At 73.9% G+C, this 20752-nt stretch carries 23 protein-coding genes; 16 read left to right on the forward strand and 7 right to left on the reverse strand.

Translation table 11 applies throughout. From position 1 onward, the window contains the following. Window positions 1-68: 68 nt before the first annotated feature. The 3 genes from AB0K07_RS07195 to AB0K07_RS07205 all read right to left on the reverse strand — a co-directional run bounded on the left by AB0K07_RS07195 (window position 69) and on the right by AB0K07_RS07205 (window position 1963). Complete coding sequence (locus tag AB0K07_RS07195; RefSeq protein WP_363751690.1) at window positions 69-524, reverse strand: GNAT family N-acetyltransferase; 456 nt, start codon at window positions 522-524, stop codon at window positions 69-71. A gap of 60 nt (window positions 525-584) precedes the next feature. Beyond that, a complete protein-coding gene (locus tag AB0K07_RS07200) occupies window positions 585-1523 on the reverse strand; it encodes a DMT family transporter (protein ID WP_363751691.1) in 939 nt (312 codons plus the stop codon). 179 nt (window positions 1524-1702) lie between these two features. Continuing rightward, window positions 1703-1963: a Prokaryotic metallothionein gene (locus AB0K07_RS07205; RefSeq protein WP_363751692.1), complete on the reverse strand. Its 261-nt coding sequence runs from the start codon at window positions 1961-1963 to the stop codon at window positions 1703-1705. Between the two features lie 156 nt (window positions 1964-2119). On the opposite strand from AB0K07_RS07205, the gene AB0K07_RS07210 reads away from it, so the two are divergent. The 3 genes from AB0K07_RS07210 (at window position 2120) to AB0K07_RS07220 (ending at window position 3897) form a co-directional block, all read left to right on the forward strand. Beyond that, window positions 2120-2395, forward strand: a complete 276-nt coding sequence (locus tag AB0K07_RS07210; RefSeq protein ID WP_363751693.1) for a glycoside hydrolase — start codon at window positions 2120-2122, stop codon at window positions 2393-2395. Between the two features lie 108 nt (window positions 2396-2503). Further along, the gene (locus AB0K07_RS07215; protein ID WP_363751694.1) at window positions 2504-3244 is read left to right on the forward strand and encodes a lytic polysaccharide monooxygenase; all 741 of its coding nucleotides are present in this window, start codon (window positions 2504-2506) and stop codon (window positions 3242-3244) included. A 62-nt stretch (window positions 3245-3306) separates the two neighbouring features. Next, window positions 3307-3897, forward strand: a complete 591-nt coding sequence (locus AB0K07_RS07220) for a DUF305 domain-containing protein (RefSeq protein ID WP_363751695.1) — start codon at window positions 3307-3309, stop codon at window positions 3895-3897. Window positions 3898-3937: 40 nt separating this feature from the next. Here the strand turns inward: AB0K07_RS07220 and msrB are convergent, their stop codons facing one another. After that, a complete protein-coding gene (msrB, locus tag AB0K07_RS07225; protein ID WP_363751696.1) occupies window positions 3938-4342 on the reverse strand; it encodes a peptide-methionine (R)-S-oxide reductase MsrB in 405 nt (134 codons plus the stop codon). Window positions 4343-4389: 47 nt separating this feature from the next. Here msrB and ligD point away from each other — a divergent pair, with 47 nt between their 5' ends. From ligD to AB0K07_RS07275, 10 genes are all read left to right on the forward strand, one after another. Next, window positions 4390-5427 carry a non-homologous end-joining DNA ligase gene (ligD, locus tag AB0K07_RS07230; RefSeq protein WP_363751697.1) on the forward strand — a complete coding sequence of 346 codons (1038 nt, stop codon included), beginning with the start codon at window positions 4390-4392 and terminating at the stop codon, window positions 5425-5427. An 87-nt stretch (window positions 5428-5514) separates the two neighbouring features. Next, a complete protein-coding gene (locus AB0K07_RS07235) occupies window positions 5515-6081 on the forward strand; it encodes a sigma-70 family RNA polymerase sigma factor (RefSeq protein ID WP_363751698.1) in 567 nt (188 codons plus the stop codon). Beyond that, the gene (locus tag AB0K07_RS07240; protein ID WP_363751699.1) at window positions 6078-7163 is read left to right on the forward strand and encodes a hypothetical protein; all 1086 of its coding nucleotides are present in this window, start codon (window positions 6078-6080) and stop codon (window positions 7161-7163) included. Before AB0K07_RS07235 ends, AB0K07_RS07240 begins: the two co-directional genes overlap by 4 nt. A gap of 176 nt (window positions 7164-7339) precedes the next feature. Then, complete coding sequence (locus AB0K07_RS07245) at window positions 7340-7774, forward strand: DUF2975 domain-containing protein (protein WP_363751701.1); 435 nt, start codon at window positions 7340-7342, stop codon at window positions 7772-7774. Next, complete coding sequence (locus tag AB0K07_RS07250; RefSeq protein WP_363751703.1) at window positions 7774-7989, forward strand: helix-turn-helix transcriptional regulator; 216 nt, start codon at window positions 7774-7776, stop codon at window positions 7987-7989. The genes AB0K07_RS07245 and AB0K07_RS07250 overlap by 1 nt, the downstream gene beginning before the upstream one ends. Beyond that, entirely contained in the window at window positions 7986-8150 is a 165-nt protein-coding gene (locus AB0K07_RS07255) for a hypothetical protein (RefSeq protein WP_363751705.1), read from the forward strand. The genes AB0K07_RS07250 and AB0K07_RS07255 overlap by 4 nt, the downstream gene beginning before the upstream one ends. A gap of 173 nt (window positions 8151-8323) precedes the next feature. Next, the gene (locus AB0K07_RS07260; RefSeq protein WP_363751707.1) at window positions 8324-11509 is read left to right on the forward strand and encodes an ABC transporter permease; all 3186 of its coding nucleotides are present in this window, start codon (window positions 8324-8326) and stop codon (window positions 11507-11509) included. A 49-nt stretch (window positions 11510-11558) separates the two neighbouring features. Further along, window positions 11559-14264, forward strand: coding sequence for an FtsX-like permease family protein (locus AB0K07_RS07265; protein WP_363751709.1), 2706 nt, complete (start codon window positions 11559-11561; stop codon window positions 14262-14264). Between the two features lies 1 nt (window position 14265). Beyond that, window positions 14266-15261 carry an ABC transporter ATP-binding protein gene (locus AB0K07_RS07270; RefSeq protein WP_363751711.1) on the forward strand — a complete coding sequence of 332 codons (996 nt, stop codon included), beginning with the start codon at window positions 14266-14268 and terminating at the stop codon, window positions 15259-15261. Window positions 15262-15272: 11 nt separating this feature from the next. Continuing rightward, complete coding sequence (locus AB0K07_RS07275) at window positions 15273-16001, forward strand: ABC transporter ATP-binding protein (RefSeq protein ID WP_363752758.1); 729 nt, start codon at window positions 15273-15275, stop codon at window positions 15999-16001. Between the two features lie 74 nt (window positions 16002-16075). Here AB0K07_RS07275 and AB0K07_RS07280 read toward each other — a convergent pair whose 3' ends face one another. Continuing rightward, the gene (locus tag AB0K07_RS07280; protein ID WP_363751713.1) at window positions 16076-16528 is read right to left on the reverse strand and encodes a GNAT family N-acetyltransferase; all 453 of its coding nucleotides are present in this window, start codon (window positions 16526-16528) and stop codon (window positions 16076-16078) included. 73 nt (window positions 16529-16601) lie between these two features. Here AB0K07_RS07280 and AB0K07_RS07285 point away from each other — a divergent pair, with 73 nt between their 5' ends. After that, entirely contained in the window at window positions 16602-17114 is a 513-nt protein-coding gene (locus AB0K07_RS07285) for a potassium channel family protein (RefSeq protein ID WP_363751715.1), read from the forward strand. On the opposite strand, the gene AB0K07_RS07290 is transcribed toward AB0K07_RS07285, so the two are convergent. Both AB0K07_RS07290 and AB0K07_RS07295 read right to left on the reverse strand, forming a co-directional pair. Further along, window positions 17041-18612, reverse strand: coding sequence for an alpha/beta hydrolase (locus tag AB0K07_RS07290; protein WP_363752760.1), 1572 nt, complete (start codon window positions 18610-18612; stop codon window positions 17041-17043). The two genes, AB0K07_RS07285 and AB0K07_RS07290, sit on opposite strands and share 74 nt — an antisense overlap. Window positions 18613-18670: 58 nt before the next feature. Beyond that, the gene (locus AB0K07_RS07295) at window positions 18671-19786 is read right to left on the reverse strand and encodes an ATP-dependent DNA ligase (RefSeq protein WP_363751717.1); all 1116 of its coding nucleotides are present in this window, start codon (window positions 19784-19786) and stop codon (window positions 18671-18673) included. A gap of 136 nt (window positions 19787-19922) precedes the next feature. Here AB0K07_RS07295 and AB0K07_RS07300 point away from each other — a divergent pair, with 136 nt between their 5' ends. Together AB0K07_RS07300 and AB0K07_RS07305 are read left to right on the forward strand one after the other, a co-directional pair. Beyond that, complete coding sequence (locus AB0K07_RS07300) at window positions 19923-20135, forward strand: hypothetical protein (RefSeq protein WP_363751719.1); 213 nt, start codon at window positions 19923-19925, stop codon at window positions 20133-20135. A gap of 112 nt (window positions 20136-20247) precedes the next feature. Further along, on the forward strand, window positions 20248-20670 hold the full coding sequence (locus AB0K07_RS07305; RefSeq protein WP_363751721.1) for an SRPBCC family protein: 423 nt from the start codon (window positions 20248-20250) through the stop codon (window positions 20668-20670). Window positions 20671-20752: the final 82 nt, after the last annotated feature.

Below are 20752 nucleotides of genomic sequence, written 5' to 3' on the forward strand. Positions count from 1 at the left end.
ATGCCCGCTCCCGTGCCTACTCGCAGGCTCCCGCGATGGCTCTACCCGGCACGATGCCAGGCGGATCGTCAATCGTCAATGGCCTCGCGCCGCATCGGGGTGTGCGGGATGCCGTCCTCGACGTACTCCGGGCCGCTGACCGTGAAGCCGTGCCGGGTGTAGAACGGGACCAGGTGCGACTGGGCCTCCAGCACGCAGGGCCGGTTGCCCACCACCTCCAGGGCCGCGGTCATCAGCCGGCCGGCGTGCCCGCCACCGCGCGCGGTGGGTGCCACTACGACCCGACCGATCCGTGCGGCGCCGTCCGGATCGGCCAGGATCCGCAGGTACGCCAGCGGCGCCCCGCCGTCGCTCAGCCAGAGGTGCCGGGTGCCCGGTTCCACGTCCCGCCCGTCCAGCTCCGGGTACGGGCACTCCTGCTCCACCACGAACACGTCGATGCGCAGCTTGAGCAGGTCGTGGAAGGTGTGGGCGTTGAGGTCGGCGAAGGAGGCCGTCCGGACCTCGATGGTCTGCTGGGGCATCCACCGATGGTAGGCCGCCCGGCCGGGCGGGATCTCTGCCGTCCCGCCCGACCGGCCCGGTCACGGTGTGTCCGGCCGGGCGGGGGCCAGGTAGGTGGCGGCCACGGCGCTGAGCAGCAGCGCGCCGCCGACGATCACCGGCAGCGGGAGCGGTTCGTGCAGCAGCGCCACGGCCAGTGCCGCCGCGGTCAGTGGTTCGAGCAGGGTGAGCACGGCGGCGACGCTGCCCGCCGTGGTGCGCAGCCCGGCGTAGAACAGCGCGTACGCCACCGCGGTGGTGACCACGCCCAGGTGCAGCAGCAGCGCCACGGTGTCGACGCGTACCGGTACGCCGACTCCGGCGACCAGCGCCAGCGGGGCCAGGGTCAGCGCACCGATCACGGTGGAGATGGTGGTCAGCGTCATCGGCGCGGTGCGCTGCGACACCTGCCGGCTGATCAGGGTGGTCACCGCGTAGCCGAGGCCGGATCCGGCCGCCGCGAGCAGGCCGAGCAGCGGGGCGGGCGCCGCCGCGGTGGGCTGCGCGGTGGCGCCGGTGATCAGGGCGAGGCCGGCCACGGCGGCGATCAGCGTGCCGAGCCGCAGCGGGCCGGGGATCCGGCGGGCCCGCACCGACTCCCAGGCCGCGGCGAGCACCGGGGCCAGGCCGAGGCTGACCACGGTGGCCACGCCGACCCCGGCCAGCGCCACGGCGGCGAAGTAGAGCGCCTGGTAGAGGCCGAGGCCCACGCCGGTAACCAGCAGCGGCACCGGCGCGGCGCGCAGGGCGGCCAGGATCGTGCCGAACCGGCCGGCGGTGCACGCCAGCAGGACGATCGCGGCGATGGCCAGGCGGTGGAAGCCGATGCTCACCGGGCTGAGCCCGGTGCTCTCGCGCAACAGTTGCACCGCCACGCCGGTGGTGCCCCACAGCACTCCGGTGACGGTGATCTGGATCAGGCCGGTGCGGGCCTGGGCGACGGCCGGGTCGGCCGTCGGGAGGGTACGGGAGGTGGACACGGGTGCGCTCCGAAGGGGTGAGCCGTTGACGGGGACGACGTCGACGGAGCGCGTACGGCGAGGTGGCCGAACCGGTCAGTCACCGGTCGACGGAAGGCGCGGCGCTCCGGTCAGGAGCGCGGCGGGGGCAGGACACCCAGGAACGGCCGCATCGGACGACCGTACCGCAGGCGGCGTGCTCAGGCGGGGCGCGCCCCGACAGCGTCGCGGATCTCGGCGCCCTCGGCGCCGTCGACCGCGCGGGCGCAGTGCCCGCAGCAGAAGAACCGGCCGTTGACCTCGACGCCGTGCCCGACGATCTTGATTTCGCAGTGCTCGCAGATGGGTGCCATCCGGTGGATGGCGCACTCGAACGAGTCGAAGGTGTGCACGTCGCCGCTGACCGTACGCACCTCGAACGCCATCCAGTAGTCGTTGCCGCAGACCTCGCACGTTGCCACGAGAAACCCCCCGTATCAGGACATGTGTATCCAGAATGCGCCGGTATCCGGCGGTAGCGGGTGGAATGCCGTCAGCCGGGCCGCTCGGGCGGCGTGTCGGCACCGGCGTGTCGTCCGTTAGGCCAGGTGAACCCCCGCAACCCCCGGAGGATCGCAGTGATCAAGCGCAACAAACTCTTCGGCAACCAGACCCGGGTCACCTTCTGCCTGCCCCGCGACGTCCCGCCCGGCCCGGTGAGCGTGGTCGGCTGCTTCAACGGTTGGGAGCCCGGCCGGCACGAGCTGGTGAGCCGCCGTGACGGCACCCGGACGGTGACCGTGAAGCTCGGCCCGGGGGAGTACCGGTTCCGCTACCTCGCCACCGGCGGGGTCTGGCTGGACGACGACTCGGCCGACCAGGTCGACGACCGGGGCAGCCTGCTCCGGCTCTGACGAAAAACTCGTCATCATCAATGGATTTATTGACGGGGGTCTTTACTGTTAACAAAGTTTAAATTACGTTGAGGGGCACCCACCGGACCTCGAGAAGGAGCTGCCCCGATGCGTCGAAGAATCACCGTTCCGCTGGTGGCGGCAGGCGCCGTCGCCGCCACCCTGACCGTCGCCGCGCCCGCCCAGGCGCACGGCTACGTGTCCGCCCCACCGAGCAGGCAGGCGCTCTGCGCCCAGGGCCGGGTGCCCGACTGCGGGCAGATCAAGTACGAGCCGCAGAGCGTCGAGGGGCCGAAGGGCCTGCGCAGCTGCAACGCCGGAATAGCCCACTTCGCCGTCCTCAACGACGACAGCCGGGGCTGGCCGGCCACCTCGGTCGGCAGCTCGCTGACCTTCACCTGGACCAACACCGCCCGGCACGCGACCAGCAACTGGGAGTACTGGATCGGCAACACCCGGGTCGCCTCGGTCAACGGCAACGGCCAGCAGCCGGGCGCCACCGTCTCGCACAACGTCAACCTCGGCGGCTTCTCCGGGCGGCAGAAGATCCTCGCGGTGTGGAACATCGCCGACACCGCGAACGCCTTCTACTCCTGCATCGACGTGCAGATCGGCGGCGGAGGCGGCGGGCCGGCACCCACCCCGACGCCCACGCCGACGCCGCGCCCCACCCCGACGGCCACGCCGACCCCACCGCCCGCGCCGGGCGGCACCTGGACGGCCGGCCGGGCGTACCAGGTCGGTGACCAGGTCACCTACGGCGGCAAGACGTACCGCTGCCGGCAGGCGCACACCGCCATCGCCGGGTGGGAGCCGCCGAACGTGCCGGCGCTCTGGAGCCAGGTCTGACCGCACGGGTGCGACCCCGGTCGCACCCGTGTCGCCGTCTTCGCGTGATCGGAGCACCCGGCATGACCCGCCGAACCCTGCTGGCGCCCCTGCTCGCCGTGCTGCTGCTCACCGCCGCCTGTGCCGGACCGCCCGCGACGACCCCGTCGACCGTGCCGCAACCGGCTCCCGCGTCCCCGGCCGGGTCGGCGGCGGCCGAGGACGCGCTGAGCGGCATCGACGTGGTCTTCCTGAGCACGATGGTCGGGCACAGCGAACGCACCCTTCAGATCGTCCGTCTGGCCCGGGACCGGGTGCGCGACGGCTCGCTGCGCACCCTGGCCGCCGCCATCGAGGTGACCGAGGCGGACGAGCTGTCCGCCATGCGGGGCTGGCTGCCCACGGCGGGGCCGGGTGCCAGCGCGGGCGGGCACCACCATGCCGGGCACGGGGACGACGCCGCGCTCGACCGGCTGCGCGCCGCGTCGGACGCCGACGTGGACCGGGTGCTGCGCGACGTGCTCGCCGACCACCAGCGGGCGGCGGCCGACCTGGCCCGGGCCCAGGTCGACGTCGGCGGCAGCGAACGGGTCCGTGATCTGGCCCGCCGGATCGAGCAGTCCCGGACCGCCGAGGTCGAGCTGCTGACCGGGCCGCCGGCCGCGCGACGGTGACCGGGGTACGCCGCCGCCGCGCGGTGCCCGGCCCCTCAGCTCAGCGGGGTTCCAGCCGGATGGACACCGAGTTGACGCAGTGCCGGGTGTCCTTCGGCGTGAAGCCCTCGCCGTGGAAGACGTGCCCGAGGTGGCTGTTGCACCGGGCGCAGCGGATCTCCGTACGGGCCATGCCGAGGCTGCGGTCCTCGATCTCCTTGACCCGGCCCGGGATGGCGTCGTCGAAGCTCGGCCACCCGCAGTGCGAGTCGAACTTCGTGTCGCTGGAGAAGAGTTCCAGCCCGCAGGCGCGACAGTGGTAGACGCCGGCCGTCTTGGTGTCCACGTACTCGCCGGTCCACGGGCGTTCGGTGCCGGCCTCCCGGAGCACGTGGAACTCCTCGGGGGACAGTCGGACCCGCCACTCGTCCTCGGTCTGGGGCAGTTCGTTGTCGTCAAGACTCACGCCCCAACGGTACGTCGAACGTCGCAGGCGTGGCATAGGGTCGCGGGATGGGTGGCACCAGGGCAGCGGTCGCCGAGGTCGAGGTGGCCGGGCACACCGTACGGCTGAGCAGTCCCGACCGCGTGATCTTCCCGCAGCGGGGCTTCACCAAGGCGGACGTCTTCCACTACTACCTGGCGGTCGGCGACGGGATCATGCGCGCCCTGCGGGACCGGCCCACCACGCTGCAACGCTTCCCCGAGGGCGTCGAAGGCGAGATGTTCTTCCAGAAGCGGGTGCCGACCCGGGGCGTCCCGCCCTGGGTGACGACCGCGGAGATCACCTTCCCGAGCGGCCGGAGCGCGGCCGAGCTCTGCCCCGTCGACCTGGCCCATGTCGCGTGGGCGGCGCAGATGGGCACGATCGTGTTCCACCCGTGGCCGGTGCGCGCCGCCGACGTGGACCGCCCCGACGAGCTGCGCATCGACCTGGACCCCCAGCCCGGCACCGACTTCGCCGACGCGGCGCGGGCCGCCGGTGAGGTCCGCGCCGTGCTCGACGAGCTGGGCGCCACCGGCTGGCCGAAGACCTCCGGCGGCCGGGGTGTGCACGTCTACCTGCGCATCGCCCCACGCTGGACGTTCACCGAGGTGCGCCGGGCCACCATCGCGCTCGCCCGGGAGGTGGAGCGCCGCCACCCCGACCTGGTCACCACCGCCTGGTGGAAGGAGGAGCGGGGCAGCCGGGTCTTCGTCGACTACAACCAGATGGCCCGGGACCGCACGATCGCCTGCGCGTACTCGCTGCGGGCCAACGCGCGCGCCACCGTCTCCACCCCGGTCACCTGGGACGAGCTGCCCGGCGTCGACCCGGACGACTTCGACCTGCGTACCGTCCCGGCCCGGCTCAAGGAGCGGGCCGACCCGCACGCCGGCATCGACGACAGCCCGTGGGACATCACCCCGCTGCTGGAGTGGGCCGAGCGGGACGCCGCCGCCGGCCAGGGCGACCTGCCGTACCCGCCGGACCACCCGAAGATGCCCGGCGAGCCCAAGCGCGTCCAGCCCAGCCGGGCCAAGCGCACCCCCGGCGACGACAGCGCCTGACCCGGGCGGTCCGGGCCGACCCGGCGCGCGCCGTGATTTCCGGATCGGGCCTGTCACGATGGGCGCTGGACCGGACATGGGAAAGACGTGAGCTCTGGGACCGAGCACGAGGACCGCTTCCGACGCGTCTACGCGGCCAACTTCGAGCCGCTGCTGGCGTACGCGATGCGGCGCGTCGAGCAGCCCGAGGACGCGGCGGACGTGGTCGCCGAGACGTTCCTCGTCGCCTGGCGGCGCAGCCGTGAGATGCCACCCGAGCCCGAGGTCCGGCTCTGGCTGCACGGCGTGGCCCGCCGGGTGCTGGCGAACCACCACCGCGGCGGGCTGCGCCGGGGCCGGCTGGGTGAACGATTGCGGCAACGCCTGAGGGCCGCGGTCACCGTGGACCCGGGCAGTGAGGTGCCCGAACGGCTCACCATGCAGGCCGCGCTGGCCCGGCTGGGGGAGCTGGACCGGGAGGTGTTGACGCTGACCTTCTGGGAGGGTCTGGAGCCCCGCGAGGTCGCGACGGTCCTGCACGTGAGCCCGGCCGCGGTCCGTACCCGGCTGTCGCGGGCCCGGGCCCGGCTGCGCGATCTCGTCGGTGACGATCTCGGACCACCCGGACATGTACTCGACGTCATGGCCGCACAGGCCCCGGAGGAGGGCAGATGACCGACGAGCACCTCGACCGGATGGTCCGAGACGCCGACCCGTACCGACCCGACGTCATCACGCACCTCGACGGGGCCGCGCAGACCCTCCTGGAGGAGATCATGTCCACGCCGACCCTCGAACCCGCCGCCGAGCCACCGGGCACGCAGTCCCGCAGGCGGGTGGTGAGCCGCCTCGCCAGTGCCAGCGTCGCGGCCGCCGTTCTCGCCGTTGTCCTCGGCGTCTCGGTGGTGAACTCCGATCAGCCCGGTGGCGGCGGAGCGTCGCCGGGGACCGGTGCCACCAGCTCTGGAGCGACGGGGCCGGTCTCCTACTCGGCGATGGTGCTCAAGGCGGCCGAGGAGAGCCCGCGACTGCTCATCGACCAGCCCGGCTGGAAGGCGACCACCGTCTACGGGTTCGCCGAGGAGGAGGGCACCATCGCGTTCCGCAACGAGGAGCGGGAGTTGGCGATGAACTGGTACCCGGCCGGCCAGTACGACGGCTACCGCCAGGATCGGCTCCACGTCAGCAAGCCGGAGCCGGTGAAGGTCGACGGTTGGGCGGGCGAGCTGTTCCGGTACAGCGCGAGCGACTTCGCCGTCATGCTCAGGCCCCGCGACGGTTCCTTCGTCGAACTGCGCACCGGAGGCGACTGGACGCGTGACGAGTTCGATCGGGTTCTCGCCCACGTGGTCCGCGTCGACGCCCGCACGTGGCTGGCCGCGCTTCCCGCCGAGATCGTCACGCCGGGACGGGTGGACGAGCAGGCGGCCAAGGTGCTCGCCGACGTGCCGCTCCCTCCGGGCTTCGACGCGGCCGCGCTGGGCACCCTCGGCACCAACGACGCCTACCAGTTCGGCGCCAGGGTGACCAGCCGGGTCGGCTGTGGCTGGATCGCCGAGTGGCTGCGCGCGAAGCAGGCCGGCGACGACGCCGCCCTCAAGCGGGCCGGCGACGCGTTGCGCAGCAGCCACTCCTGGAAGGTGCTGCACCAGATGAACGACGAGGGCGACTGGCCGGAGGTGTTCTGGGAGACCGCCGACAAGGTGGCCGCCGGTGAGTCGTTCGCCGGGTACCGGGACGCGCTGGGCTGCGAGTAGCCGTCCCGGGTCAGCTGACGGGCGCCGGGGATCCGCGGATTCCCGGCGCCCCGTTCCGGCGGGTCGGCGCGATCGTGAGCACGCCGGGCAGATCGATTGACATTCGATAGGTATCAAGCGAAACTCGATGCATGGTGACAGAGCATCGGGCGGTTGCCGCTCTCAGAGTCTTTCTCGTGTTGCTGTTCGGGATCCTGGTCATGTTCCAGACCGTCTCGCTGCCCGGGCAGTTCGCCCACATGGCGAGGGAGTCGCCGGACTTCGCGTACCTGCGGTGGCCGGCGACCGCCGTGACGGTGTTCTGGCTGCTGTGTGTCCAGGTGGTGATCGTGGCCACGTGGAAGCTGCTCAGTCTGGTCAAGGCCGACCGCATCTTCAGCGAGGTGGCGCTGAAGTGGGTGGATGTGATCGTGTGGGCCATCGGGGCCGCCTGGGCGGTGCTCGTGGGTGTCTTCCTCTACGTCGGCTTCAACGCGGACGACCCGGGGCTGCCGCTCCTGCTGTTCCTGCTGCTGACCGGCGTCACCGTGCTGGGGCTCCTCATGGTCGTGATGCGTGCGCTCCTGCGGCAGGCCACGGTGCTGCGCACCGACATGGAAGCGGTGATCTGATGCCGATCATCGTCCGCATTGATGTCGAGCTGGCGAAACGCAAGATGAGCGTCGGTGAGTTCGCCGAGCGTGTCGGCCTCACGCCGGCGAACGTGGCCGTCCTGAAGAACGGCCGGGCCAAAGCCGTCCGTTTCAGCACCCTGGAGGCCATGTGCCGGGTGCTCGACTGCCAGCCCGGCGACCTGCTCGAGTGGGTCGAGGAGGAGACCTCATGAGATACGTCCTCCTGCTCGTCGCCCTCCTCGGAGTGGCGCTCGGTGTCGCCGGCATCGCGCACGGGGAGGCCGACGACTCGCCGGGCCTCCAGTTCCTGGGCGTGCTGCTCGTCGTCGGCGCGGTCGTGTTCGGCGTGTGGGAGGTCCGACGAGGCAGGTAGATCGCCTCCATCTCAAGGAATTCGGGGTGCCCCGGTCGAGGGGATGCTCCGGTTTCCCTGAACCGGAGTTGATCACCCTTCCCGCAATAACGATCAAGTAACGGGCGCGAACCTTTCCCGGTGGGTGGCCTGTTTGATGGTCGTCGGCCCGACAGGGCCAGGGGAGGCGTCGGATGAAGCTGGTGTGGAGGCGGGCCCGCGAGGCGCGGGGTCTGCTGGTTGCCGCGGTGATCGCCGCCCTGGTCGCCGTCGCGTTGGTCACCGGCCTGTCCGACTACAACCGCCGCGCGGTGGACGCCGGGCAGCGAGCCCTGGTGGCAGCCTCGCCGGCCGAGGAGCGTGGCCTGCTGGTCAGCGGCTCGGCCGGGCGCGACGCCGCCGAGTTCGCCACCCGGGACGGCGCGGTCCGTGCCGAGTTCGCCGACGGGCTCGCCGGCGTGCCGGTCACCGTCACCGCGGCCCGGTACGGCATCGGCCGGGAGCTGACCGGGGATCTCGGATCGGTGGCCCGCACCGGCGACGAGCCCATCTTCGCGAACCTGGCCACCCTCGACGACCTGGCCGGCCACGCCGAGCTGACCAGCGGGGCGTGGCCCCGCCCCGGCGCGAACCCCATCCAGGTGAGCCTGCCGGAACGGGTCGCCACGGCGCTGGGCCTGAGCGCCGGCGAGCGGATCCCGCTGCGCGACCGCTCCACGGAGCGGGCCGGCCAGGTGGAGCTCGCCGGCACCTGGCGGCCCCGCGACGCCGCGGAGGCGTACTGGCTGCTCGCCCCCGGGGTGGGCGCCGGCAGCGTCGGCTCGGCCACCTCGTACGGGCCGTTCGTGCTGGATCCGGCCGACTTCGCGGCCACCTTCCCGGGCTCGGTCTCGGCGTCCTGGCTGGCCGAACCGCACCTCGCCGGCGTCGACGCCGGCGACCTGCCCGCCGTGCGGTCGGCCATGACAGCGGCCGCGGCGGCGGTGCCCGAGGCCGCCCAACTGGGCACGTCGGGGCAGACGGTGACCAAGATGGATCGGCTGCTGGACCGGATCGGCCGCGCCGACCTGGTGGGCCGCTCCGCGCTGGCCACCCCGCTGCTGCTCATCCTGGTGCTCGGCGGGTACGCGCTGGTGCTGGTCGCCGCCCTGCTGCACGAGGACCGCCGTCCGCAGACCGCGCTGCTGCGTGCCCGTGGCGCCGCCCGCCGGCAGCTGGCCGGCCTGGCCGCCCGCGAGGCGACGCTGGTGGTGGCCCCGGCCGCCCTGCTCGGGCCGGTGATCGCCGTGGAGGCGCTGCGGTTCGTCCGGCCCGGCGGGTCGGCGGACCTCTCCACCGCCGGCGGCAACACCACCCTGGTCTGGGCGGCTGCCGCGGCCACCGCGGCCGGCTGCCTGGTGGCCATGGTCGCTCCGACACTGCGCGGCGCCGGGACGTACGTGGCCGACATGGCCGCCCGGTCCCGGCCGAACCGGGCCGCGAGCGTCCAGCGGGCAAGCGTCGACCTCGTGCTGGTGGCGCTCGCCGTGCTCGCCTGGGTGCAGCTGCGCCGGTACGCCTCCCCGCTGGCCGGCTCGGGCGGCCGGCTCGGGCTCGACCCGCTGCTGGTCGCCGCCCCGACGCTCGGCGTGCTGGCCGGTGCCGTGCTGGCGCTGCGGATCCTTCCGCCGCTCACCCGGTTCGCCGAGCGGTTCGTCGACCGGCGCCCCTGGACGGCCACCATGTTCGGCATGTGGCAGGCCGGGCGGCGTCCGCACGCCGGCCCGGTGCTGCTGCTCGCCCTCGCCGTCGGCGGCAGCACCCTCGCCTGGTCCCTGATCAGCACCGGCGAACGGTCCCAGGTCGAGCAGGCCGCCCACACGGTCGGCGCCGACCTGCGGGTGACCGAACGGGCGGGTTCCGCGCCGCCGACCCGGGCCGGTCAGATCGCCGCGCTGCCGGGCGTCGACCGGGCGTTGCCGGCGTGGCGCGACGAGGTGCGGGTCGGGCGCGAGGATCTGCCGATCACGGTGGTCGGCCTCGACTCCGCCGGCGCGGCCGGTGTCGTCCGGCTCGCCGACCGGCTGAGCGACGAACCGGTGTCGGAGCAGTATCGGCGGATGGTGGGAGCCCGGGGCGCTCCCGTGGGACTCGCGCTACCGGCTGGCAGTCGTGCGATCACCGGTACGGTCCGCACCCCGGTTGCCAATGCCGTCCGCCCACACCGGGTCGCGGTGGCGCTGCTGGTCACCAGCGCCGACGGGCTCGCCTTCCGGCTGCCGGCGGTCGACGCTCCCAGCGACGGCCGGGCCACGCCCTTCACCGTGCGGTTGCCGGACGTGGGTGGGGCGCGGCTGCGGCTGGCCGGGTTCGAGGCCGACGGCGGGCCAGCCTCCGGCACCTCGTACCGGCTCCAGGTCGACCACCTGGCGCTGGTCGGGGCGGACGGCACGGCCCGTCCGGCCGAGCTGACCGGCGACTGGGCGATGAGGGCCGGCGGGCGACCAGCCCAGCCGGCGTCGTCGAGCGCTACCGGGGTCACCGCCGAACTTCCGGTGGAGCTGATTCCGGGCGGCCAGTTCGCCTATCAGCCGGAGACCCGGTTCGCCATCGTGCCGGGCGGGGACAGCGCGCCGGTCCCGGTGCTGATGACACCCGGGGTACGCGAGGCGCTGAGTCTGCGCATCGGCGACACCGCCACGCTGGCACTCTCGGGAGCGTCGGTGCCCGTCGCCCTGGTCGGAGAGCTGACGTCCGTGCCGACCACCACCGGTGAGGGCGTGCTTTTGGACCTGCCCGCCGCGGTCGACGCCCTGATCCGGGCCGGCGGCACGATCCGATCGGTCCCGGAGTGGTGGATCGGCGCCGACGACCCGGCGGCCGCCGCCCGGGCGGCCAGCGAGCTGCCCGGGGTCACCGTGCTCGACCGGGAGACGGTGATCGAGGCGGCCGCCGAGGACCCGTACTGGCAGGGGTCGCGCACCGGGATGCTGGCCGCCGCGCTCGGCGCGGTGCTGCTGGCCCTCGTCGGCCTGATGGTGGACGTGTGGGCCACCGCCCGGCACCGCCTGGGCGAGTTCGCGGTGCTGCACACCCTGGGCGCCACGCCCCGGCTGCTGGCCCGCGCGCTGCTGGCCGAACAGACCTTCCTCGCCGGCATCGGCGTCGGGGTGGGGCTGCTGCTCGGCGCCGCGGTGGGAGCCACCATGGCCCCGCTGGTCATCCTCACCCCGGCCGCCGGCCGGCCGGTACCCGCGGCGACGTTCGTGCTGCCGTGGGTGCCGATCGGTCTGACCGCGGTCGGCCTGCTGCTGGCGGCGCTCGCCTTCAGCGCGTTCATCGCCACCGGCATCCGACAGCGGGTGGCGGCGGTGCAGTTGCGGATCGGGGGAGAACGATGAGCGGGCGCGACGTGCGACCCGGTGACCGGGCACCACGGGGGAGTACCCGATGAGCATCGGTGCCGTCCGGCGGGTCCGGGCGTACGGCGGGCAGTTCCTGCTCCTGGCGGTGCTGACGCTGGTGGTCACGCTACTTGTCAGCGGGGTGCCCCGGCTGGTCAACCGGCTCGCCGAGCAGGGCCTGCGGGAGCAGCTGAACAGCGAGCCGGCGCCCCGACGGGACCTGTCGTACACCTCCGGGGTGGTGGGCACCGCCGCCACGACGTCGGCGATGGACACCGCCCGGGAGCGCTTCGACACCCTGGCCGCGGAGATGCCGTCGCAGGTGCGTTCGGCGGTGGCGGAGCGCTGGTACAGCGCGGAGATTCCGCCGACCCGACTGGCCGGACCTGACCTGGCGGCCCGCAACCTGCTGGTCGACCTGGGCCTGCGGGCGGTGCCCGGCGTCCAGGACGCCGGCACCCTCGTCGAGGGCGCGTGGCCGAGCGAGACCTGGGTCCCCGGCCGGCCGATCGAGGTGACGCTCGACGCCGACGTGGCGCGCAAGCTCAACCTGAAGGCCGGCAGCCAACTGCGCATGGGCGACGTCGACATCAAGGGCATTCTCATCGATCCGGAGCCGGTCGTGGTGGCCGGGCTGTTCCGCCCCGTCGACAGCGCGGACGGCATCTGGGATGGCCTGCCACCGCTGCAGCGGGTGACCGAACCCCTCGGCGACGGCGAGCCGTTCATCGTCGTGGGTGTGGTCGCCCAGACCGCGCTCGACAAGCGGGTGGCCGCGGGCTGGCCGGCGCGCTTCACCTGGCGTTACCGGCTGGGCGTCGACCGCGTCGACGCGCGCCACCTGGATCAGCTCATCGACGGCCTGCAACAGGTGCAACGTTCCACCCCGCCGGGCCTCACGCTGACCCAGGGCGTCGACGTCCCGCTGCGCGCGTTCGCCGCCCAGGTCGACGCCGCCCGGACGCTGCTGGCGGTGATCGCGGCCGGTGTGCTCGCCACGCTGGCTGGGCTGATCGTGCTCGCGGCCACCCTCGCCACCCGGCGTCGCCGCAGTGAGTTCGCGTTGCTGCGCGCCCGCGGTGGCGCGGCCACCGCCGGTGCCCGGCGCAGCCTCGCCGAATCGCTGCTGGTGGTACCGGTCGCGGCCGCGCTCGGCTGGTGGCTGGGCACCCTCTTCCCCGGCGCCCCCGACCCGACCGCGCCGTACGCCGCCGCGGCGACCGTGCTGGTCACCCTGGCCCTGCCGCTGGCCACCCTGGCAGTGCCGGCCGGCGGGGCGACCCGCCGCGACCTGATCCGGATGCGCCCGTCGGCGCGCCGGCTCACCGTCGAGGTCTTCCTGCTGCTGCTGGCCGGGCTCGCCGCGGTGCTGCTGCGCCGACGCGGCCTCACCCTCGGCGAGGTGGACCCGTTGCTGGTGTCCGTGCCGGTGCTGCTCGCGGTCGCCGCGGCGGTGCTCGCGCTGCGCGCGTACCCCTGGCCGTTGCGGCTGGTCAGCCGGCTGGCCGCGCGGACCCGGGGCACCGTGACCTTCCTCGGCACCGCGCGGGCCGGACGCGCCGCCGTCGCCGGGCCGCTGGTCGTCGTGGTGCTGGCGATCGGCACCGCGGCGTTCTGCGGGGTCGTCGCCGCCGGTGTCGACGCGAGCCGGGACCGGGCCGCCGAGCGGACGGTCCCGGCCGACGCGCTGATGCGGGGCGAGCGCTTCGCCCCGGACACCCTCGACGCGCTGAGCCGCCTACCCGGCGTCCGGGCCGCGACCCCGGTGCTGAGCGAGCCGGATCAGCGGCTGGCCACGGACGCGCTCGGCACCGACGCGCGGGTCGGGCAGGTGACGGTGCTGCTGGTCGACGCCCCGGGGCTGGCGGCGGTGACCCGGGAGTCCGAGGTGGATCTGCCGATACCGTCCGCGCTGCGCACCGCCCGGGCCGAGTCCGGGGCGCTGCCCGCCATAGTCTCGCCCGCGGTCGCCGCGGACCTGGCGCGGGCCGGGTTGAACGACGCCGCCTTCATCTCCGTGCAGGGCCAGCGGTACGAGTTCAAGACGGCCGGCACGGCGGAGAGCTTCCCGCTCTTGCCGGCGAGCGCCGGCCGGTTCGTCATCCTGCCCTGGCAGGCGCTGCCGGCGCGCAACACCACGCCCGTCCCGACCAGCCTGCTGGTCGCCGGTGACCGGCTGGACCCGGAGGCGCTGCGCCAGGTCGGAGACCAGGGACAGGAGCGTTTCCAGCGCGGCGGGGCGGTGACCGGCGGGGACCGGCCGATCGGGGTGACGGTCGACACCCGCGCGGACGTCCGCCAGAAGCTGGGCGACGGCGGCGCCAACGGGGTGCTGGCGTTCGGGTTCGCGGCCGGCGCCGTCGGTGGCACGGTGCTCGGGCTACTGGCCATCGCCTTCACCGTGCTGGCCGGCGCGCGGGCCCGAGGTCAGGTGCTGTCCCGGCTGCGCACCCTCGGCCTGTCCCGTCGGCAGTGGCGGGGGCTGCTGCTGGTCGAGCTGACCCCGCTCGTCGGGGTGTCGGTGCTGACCGGCGCGCTGGTCGGGGCGGTGTTGCCGCTGCTGCTCAACCCGGTGCTCGGCCTGTCCGCGTTCACCAGCGGCATGCCGGTCCGGGTGGCCTTCGAGCCCGGCCTGGTCGCCGCCGTGCTCGCGCTCGGGGCGGTCGCCCTCGGCTTCGCGGTCGCCGTCGAGGCCCTGAACAACCGCCGGTTGCGCCTCGGTGAGGTGCTCCGGCTCGGAGAGGAGAGCTGAGATGACCGCTACCGCCCAGACTCCACTGGTGCCCGACCTGGCCGCCCTGCAACAGCGGGCCGCGCAACGCGCCGCCGAGCGGGCCGGCGGGCAGGACCGCCTGCGCGGGCACATCGTCTGCGACGGCCTGGTGCGCATCTTCAAGACCGAGGGGGTGGAGGTGGTCGCCCTGCAGGGGCTCGACCTGGTCATCGACCGCGGCGAGCTGGTGGCGATCGTCGGCGCCTCCGGGTCGGGCAAGTCGACGCTGCTCAACATCCTGTCCGGTCTGGACACCCCGACCGCCGGCATCGCCCGGGTGGCCGACTACGACCTGCTCTCGCTCTCCGCCAAGCGGCGGCTGAGCTACCGGCGGCAGCTGGTCGGGTTCGTCTGGCAGCAGACCGGCCGCAACCTGCTGCCGTACCTGACCGCGCTGGAGAACGTCGAGCTGCCGATGCAGCTGGCCGGCACGGGCTCCCGGCGGACCCGCCGGGAGCGGGCCCGCGAGCTGCTCGACCTGGTCGGCGTGGGCTACTGCGCGGACCGGCGGCCGGGGCAGCTCAGCGGTGGCGAGCAGCAGCGGTGCGCGGTGGCGGTGGCGGTGGCCAACGACCCGGAGGTGCTCTTCGCCGACGAGCCGACCGGTGAACTGGACGAGGCGACCGGGGCGGAGGTCTTCGCGGCGCTGCGCACGATCAACGCCGAGCTGGGCGTCACCATCGTGGTGGTCACCCACGATCACGCCGTGGCCTCCCAGGTCCGCCGGACCGTCGCGATCCGCGACGGCCGCACCTCCTCCGAGGTACGCCGGAGCGCGCGGGTCGGCGCGGACGGCAGCACCGAACTGGTCAGCGAGGAGTACGCGGTGCTCGACCGGACCGGCCGGATGCAGCTGCCGGCCGCGTTCGTCGACGCGCTGTCGCTGCGGGACCGGGTCCGGCTCGATCTGGAGCCGGACCATGTGCAGGTACGGCCCGGTGACCGGGCCTCGGATGGACGGGAGGCGCGGGCGTGAGCCGTCGGGACATGGTGGTGACGGACGCGGCCGGCGGTGGCGGGGCCGGCGGGCGGACCGAGGCCGGTGAGGTGGTCCGGGTCAGCGGCGTGAGCCGCACCTTCGGCCGGGGCGAGCACGCCGTGCACGCGGTGCGGGACGTCTCGTTCAGCGCCGACCGCGGCGAGCTGGTCGCCATCCAGGGCCGCTCCGGCGCCGGCAAGACCACGCTGCTGAACCTCGTCGGCGGGCTGGACCGGCCGGACAGCGGCCAGGTGGTGGTGGCCGGGCACGAGGTGACCACGGCGGGCGAGGCGGAGCTGTTGCGGCTGCGCCGGGGCACCGTCGGCTTCGTGTTCCAGACCTTCGGTCTGGTGCCGATCCTCTCCGCCGCCGAGAACGTGGGCGTGCCGCTGCGGCTGGCGCAGGTGCCGGCGGCCGAGCGGGAGCAGCGGGTCGCGGTGCTGTTGGAACTGGTCGGTCTGGGCGGGCACGCGGCGCAGCGCCCGTACGAACTCTCCGGTGGGCAGCAGCAGCGGGTCGCGGTGGCCCGCGCGCTGGCCAACGAGCCGGCGCTGCTCATCGCCGACGAGCCGACCGGCCAGCTCGACTCGGAGACCGGTCGGTCCATCATGGACCTGCTGCGCGCGGTGGTGCACGCCCGAGGCATGACGGCCCTGGTGGCCACGCACGACCCGGCCCTGATCGACCTCGCCGACCGGGTGCTGACCCTGCGCGACGGTCGCCTGGTCGACGTCTGACCGCAGCCCTGTCGGCCGGCGGGGCGCTTCGTCGCGCCGGCCGACGGGTCCGGGCCACCCCCGCGCAACCCCGGTCAGAGCGGGAGCTTCATGCCCTCGTGGCTGGCGACGAAGCCGAGGCTCAGGTAGAAGCGGTGCGCGTCCTGGCGGGCCTTGTCCGTGGTGAGCTGCACCAGCGCGCAGCCGCGCTGGCGGGCCTGGTCGACGGCCCAGGTCATCAGCTCCCGGCCCAGCCCCTGTCCGCGCCGGTCGGAGCGGACCCGGACCGACTCGATCAGGGAGCGCTCGGCACCGTGCCGGCCGAGCCCCGGAATGTAGGTGATCTGGAGGCAGCCGACCAGCTCGCCGCCCTGCTCCGCGACGATCAGCTGGTTGCGCGGGTCGGCGTTGATGTCCGCGAACGCCCGTTCGTACGCCTCGTCGACCGTGGTGAAGTCGCGGGCCTTGCCGAGGACGTCGTCGGCCAGCAGGGCGATGACGGCGGGCAGGTCGGCCCGGACCGCCTCGCGGTAGATCACATCGGTCATGCCGGTGAGCCTGGCACAGCGACGCGGGCGGATGGGCAGGTGCCGGTTGCCCGTGCGGTGCAGCATGGGCGGCATGGAGGTTCTGCTGCTGCCGTTCCGCTGGATCTACCGGGCGTTGGTGTGGTTCGCGAACTCGCCGCGGACCCTGATCACGTCGTACCTGCTGATGATCGTGGTGGCCGGGGTCATCTACGGCGAGGTCGAGCAGCGCAGCCCCGCCGACGCCGTCTGGTGGGCGGTGGTGACCGCGTCCACCGTCGGGTACGGCGACATCTCGCCCACCACCTGGGCGGGGCGCACGCTCGCCGCGCTGCTCATCTCGACCATGGTGCTGCTGGTCATCCCGCTGATCACCGCGCACTTCGCGAGCCGGCTGATCGTCGACGACGACGCGTTCGTGCACGAGGAGCAGGAGCAGCTCAAGGCCGACGTGCGCCGGATGCGGGCGCTGCTGGAGGAACTGGCCACCCGACAGGGCATCGAGCTGCCGCCACTGCCGCCGACCCGGCCGGTCACCGGGCCGGGCAGCGAAGCCCTTCCCTGGGAACGGTCAGGTCGATCAGGTAGGCGTCGACCGCCGCGGTGATGCAGGGGGTCTGCGGGTAGGCGGTGTGCCCCTCACCCTCCCAGGTGAGCACCCGGCCGACGCCGAGCATCGAGGCGAGCCGGCCGGTCTGCTCGTAGGGCGTCGCCGGGTCGCCGGTGGTGCCGACCACCACGACCGGTGGCGCGCCGTTCGCCCGCCCCGTCGGGTACGGGTCCCGCTTGGCCGGCCACTCGACGCAGCTCAGCATGCCGACCGCGAGCGCCGGCCCGAACAGCGGGTACTTCGTGCGCCACTGCGACTGCAACTGGCGGATCTGCTCGCGGCTCGGCTTCTCCGTCTCGTCGGCGCAGTTGATGGCGAGGTTGGCGTCGAACAGGTTCGAGTAGTGCCCGTCGTCCTCCCGGCCGGCGTACGCGTCGGCGAGCCGGAACACGTCCTTCGGGTCGCCCTCGGCCAGCCGGTCGATCGCCCGGGCCAGTTCCTGCCAGCCGGACTCCGTGTAGAGCGAGGAGATGACCGCGTAGAAGACCCAGCCGGCGGTGGCCTCCCGCCCGTCGTCGCCGCGTACCGGGGAGACCCGGGCCTTGTCGATCGCCGACGTGACCGCGGCCCGCGCGTCCGGGGCGATCGGGCAGCGGGCGGCGTTCGCCGCGCACCAGCGGGTGAAGTTGCCGAAGGCCCGCTCGAAGCCGCGGGCCTGACTCTCCGACCCGGCCACCAGCCGCTGCCGCGGGTCGACCGCGCCGTCGAGCACCAGCGCCCGCACCCGCTGCGGGTAGAGCTGCGCGTAGATCGCGCCGAGCAGCGTGCCGTAGGAGTAGCCCAGGTAGGTGAGCTTGTCGTCGCCGACGGCGGCGCGGACCGCGTCCATGTCCCGGGCGGCCTGCTCGCTGCCGTAGAGCGGCAACTGGTCGCCGTACCGTTCGCCGCAGCCGCGCCCGATCCGCTGGCTCAACCCCACGAAGCCGTCGAACGCGGCCTGGCTGGTCGGATCCGGGTCGTAGCCGAAGCTGGCGTCCAGGTTGGCGTCGGAGATGCACTTGACGGGGCTGGACCGGGACACCCCGCGCGGGTCGAACCCGACGATGTCGAACCGCTCGGTGATCGAGGCGGGCAACCCGCCGAACTGGGGGCCGAAGGAGAGGTAGACGGCGGTGTCGACGCCGGAGCCTCCGGGGCCGCCCGGGTTGATCACCAACGACCCGACCCGGTCCCTTTGCTTGGTGGAGCGGGCCCGCAGCAGGGCGATCTCGAAGGTCTGCCCGGCGCCCGGTCCGGCGGTCGCCCCGCCGCCGGTGCCCCAGTCGCGTGGCACCGCGATCCGGGTGCACTCGTAGCGCATGTCCGGTGCGCCGCGCCCGACCAGCTCGTCGGCGACCTCCGGGCAGGCCCGCCAGGTCGGCGCGCTGCCGGTCGGCGCCGCCTCGCCCTGCACCTCGGTACGCGGCGCGAAGGCCGGCAGGGTGCAGCCGGCGGTGAGCAGCGCGGCAACCGCGAAGACGGCGAGACGACGACGGACCCGGCGACTGGTCGCCATCCGAGGCTGGTCGGCGGTGCGGGTCACGTGGTCCTCCGGGGTCGGGTCGACGGCCAGGCTACGCCGGGCCGGTGGCGGCCCGGTCCACGGTGGCCGCCGGGTCGCCGCGCAGCACCTGGTCCACATCGAAGCGGATCGGCCGGTCGAGCTGGTCGTAGCGGCAGGAGCGGGGATCGCGGTCCGGCCGCCACCGCACGAACTGGGCGGTGTGCCGGAACCGGTCACCCTCCATCGCGTCGTAGCCCACCTCGACCACCAGCTCCGGGCGCAGCGGCTCCCACTCCAGGTTCTTCGTGCCGGTCCACCGGCTCACCCCGCCCGGGATGCGCTGGCCGCGCTCGTGGTCGCCGTGCACCCACGGGTGCTCGCCGCCGGTGTCCCGATAGGGCGCCAGCTCGTCGAGCAATTCGGCCCTGCGGGCCATGCTGAACGACGCGCTCACCCCCACGTGGTGCAGCACTCCCGCGTCGTCGTAGAGGCCGAGCAGCAGCGAGCCGACCACCGGACCGGACTTGTGCCAGCGGAAGCCGGCCACCACCGCGTCCGCGGTGCGAGCGTGCTTGACCTTGACCATCAGTCGCTTGCCCGGCTCGTACGGCAGGTCGGCCGGCTTGACGATCAACCCGTCCAGCCCGGCGCCCTCGAAGACGTCGAACCAGCGGCGCGCGGTCTCCGGGTCGGTGGTGACCTGGGTGACGTGCACCGGCGGGCGGACCCCGCCCAGCGCCTCGACCAGCCGCTCCCGGCGGTGCGGGTAGGGCTGGTCCAGCAGCGCCTCGTCGCCGATGGCCAGCAGGTCGAACGCGACGAAGTCGGCCGGAGTGGTCTCGGCCAGCAGCTTCACCCGGGACGCGGCCGGGTGGATGCGCTGGGCCAGCAGCTCGAAATCCAGCCGGGGCTGACCGCCCGGGCCGTCCCGCCGGATGACGATCAGCTCCCCGTCGACCGCGCACCGCTCGGGCAGCTGCCGGCGGGCCTGCTCGACCACCTCGGGGAAGTAGCGGGTCATCGACTTGCCGCCCCGGCTGGCCAGCTCCACCTCGTCACCGTCGCGGAACACGATGCACCGGAACCCGTCCCACTTGGGCTCGTAGGTCATCCCGGGTGCGGTGGGCAGCTTGGGGACGCTCTTGGCCAGCATCGGCTCGACCGGGGGGTTGATCGGCAGGTCCACGGCGACCAGTCAATCAGACGGTGCCGACAGTCGTGAGGCAGATCACCGTGGGCGGCCGGGGCAGCGTGTCCACCCACGCGCCGCTCGTCCTGTCCGGGCGAATTAGATAACCGCAGGTCAGAGCTAGTTTCGCGGGGTGTCCGAGTGGGTCTGTGACTGCTGTGGGCGGTGGCGGGTGAGCGTCGAGCTGATCCGGGGCCGCTACCGGTACCGGCTGACCCAGCGCTACCCGGAGCGGTTCGGTGGCGGCCGGAACGTGCTCGGCGAGGTCGGATCGGTGCCCGAGCTGGAGGAGCTGCTGCGTCGGCGTACCCCGCTCAGCCTGGCCGATCTGCGCGAGGCCGCCTGATTCGCGGCTGCGGCCCCCGTGGTGCGGGCCGGCCGGTCGATGCCGGTGTCACGATCCATCGGGCAGGCTCGTCCTCGTGCGCGGCGGCGGCGCCGCCGGGGGAGGAGACGAGATGCGGTTCGAAGCCGGCACGGACATCGCCGCCGACGCCCAGCGGGTGTGGGCGGTGCTGGTCGACGTGCAGCGGTGGCCCGAGTGGACGGCCTCGGTACGCGGGGTCCGGCGGGGGGAGCCGGGGCCGCTCACCGTCGGCGCGACCGCCCGGTTGGACCAGCCGAGGCTGCGGCCGGCGGTCTGGCGGGTCACCGAGCTGACCGAGAACCATGCCTTCACCTGGGTCTCCGACGCACCCGGGGTGCGCACCAGCGCGGAGCACCGGGTGCTGCCGCTGGCCGACGGGCGCACCCGGGTCGAGCTGGCCCTCACCCAGTCCGGGCCGCTGGCCGGGCCGGTGGGCTGGCTGTACGGCGGTCTGCTGCGCCGCTACCTGCGACTGGAGGCCGACGGGCTCAGGCGTCGGTGCGAACGGGGCTGACGGCCGGCTTCTCCAGCACCGACGCTCATCCGGGCAGCGCATCACAGCCGCCGCCGTCCTCGACCGGCGGCCCGGACGGGCC

It is taken from the genome of Micromonospora sp. NPDC049301 (assembly GCF_040678715.1).
Lineage (GTDB): Bacteria > Actinomycetota > Actinomycetes > Mycobacteriales > Micromonosporaceae > Micromonospora.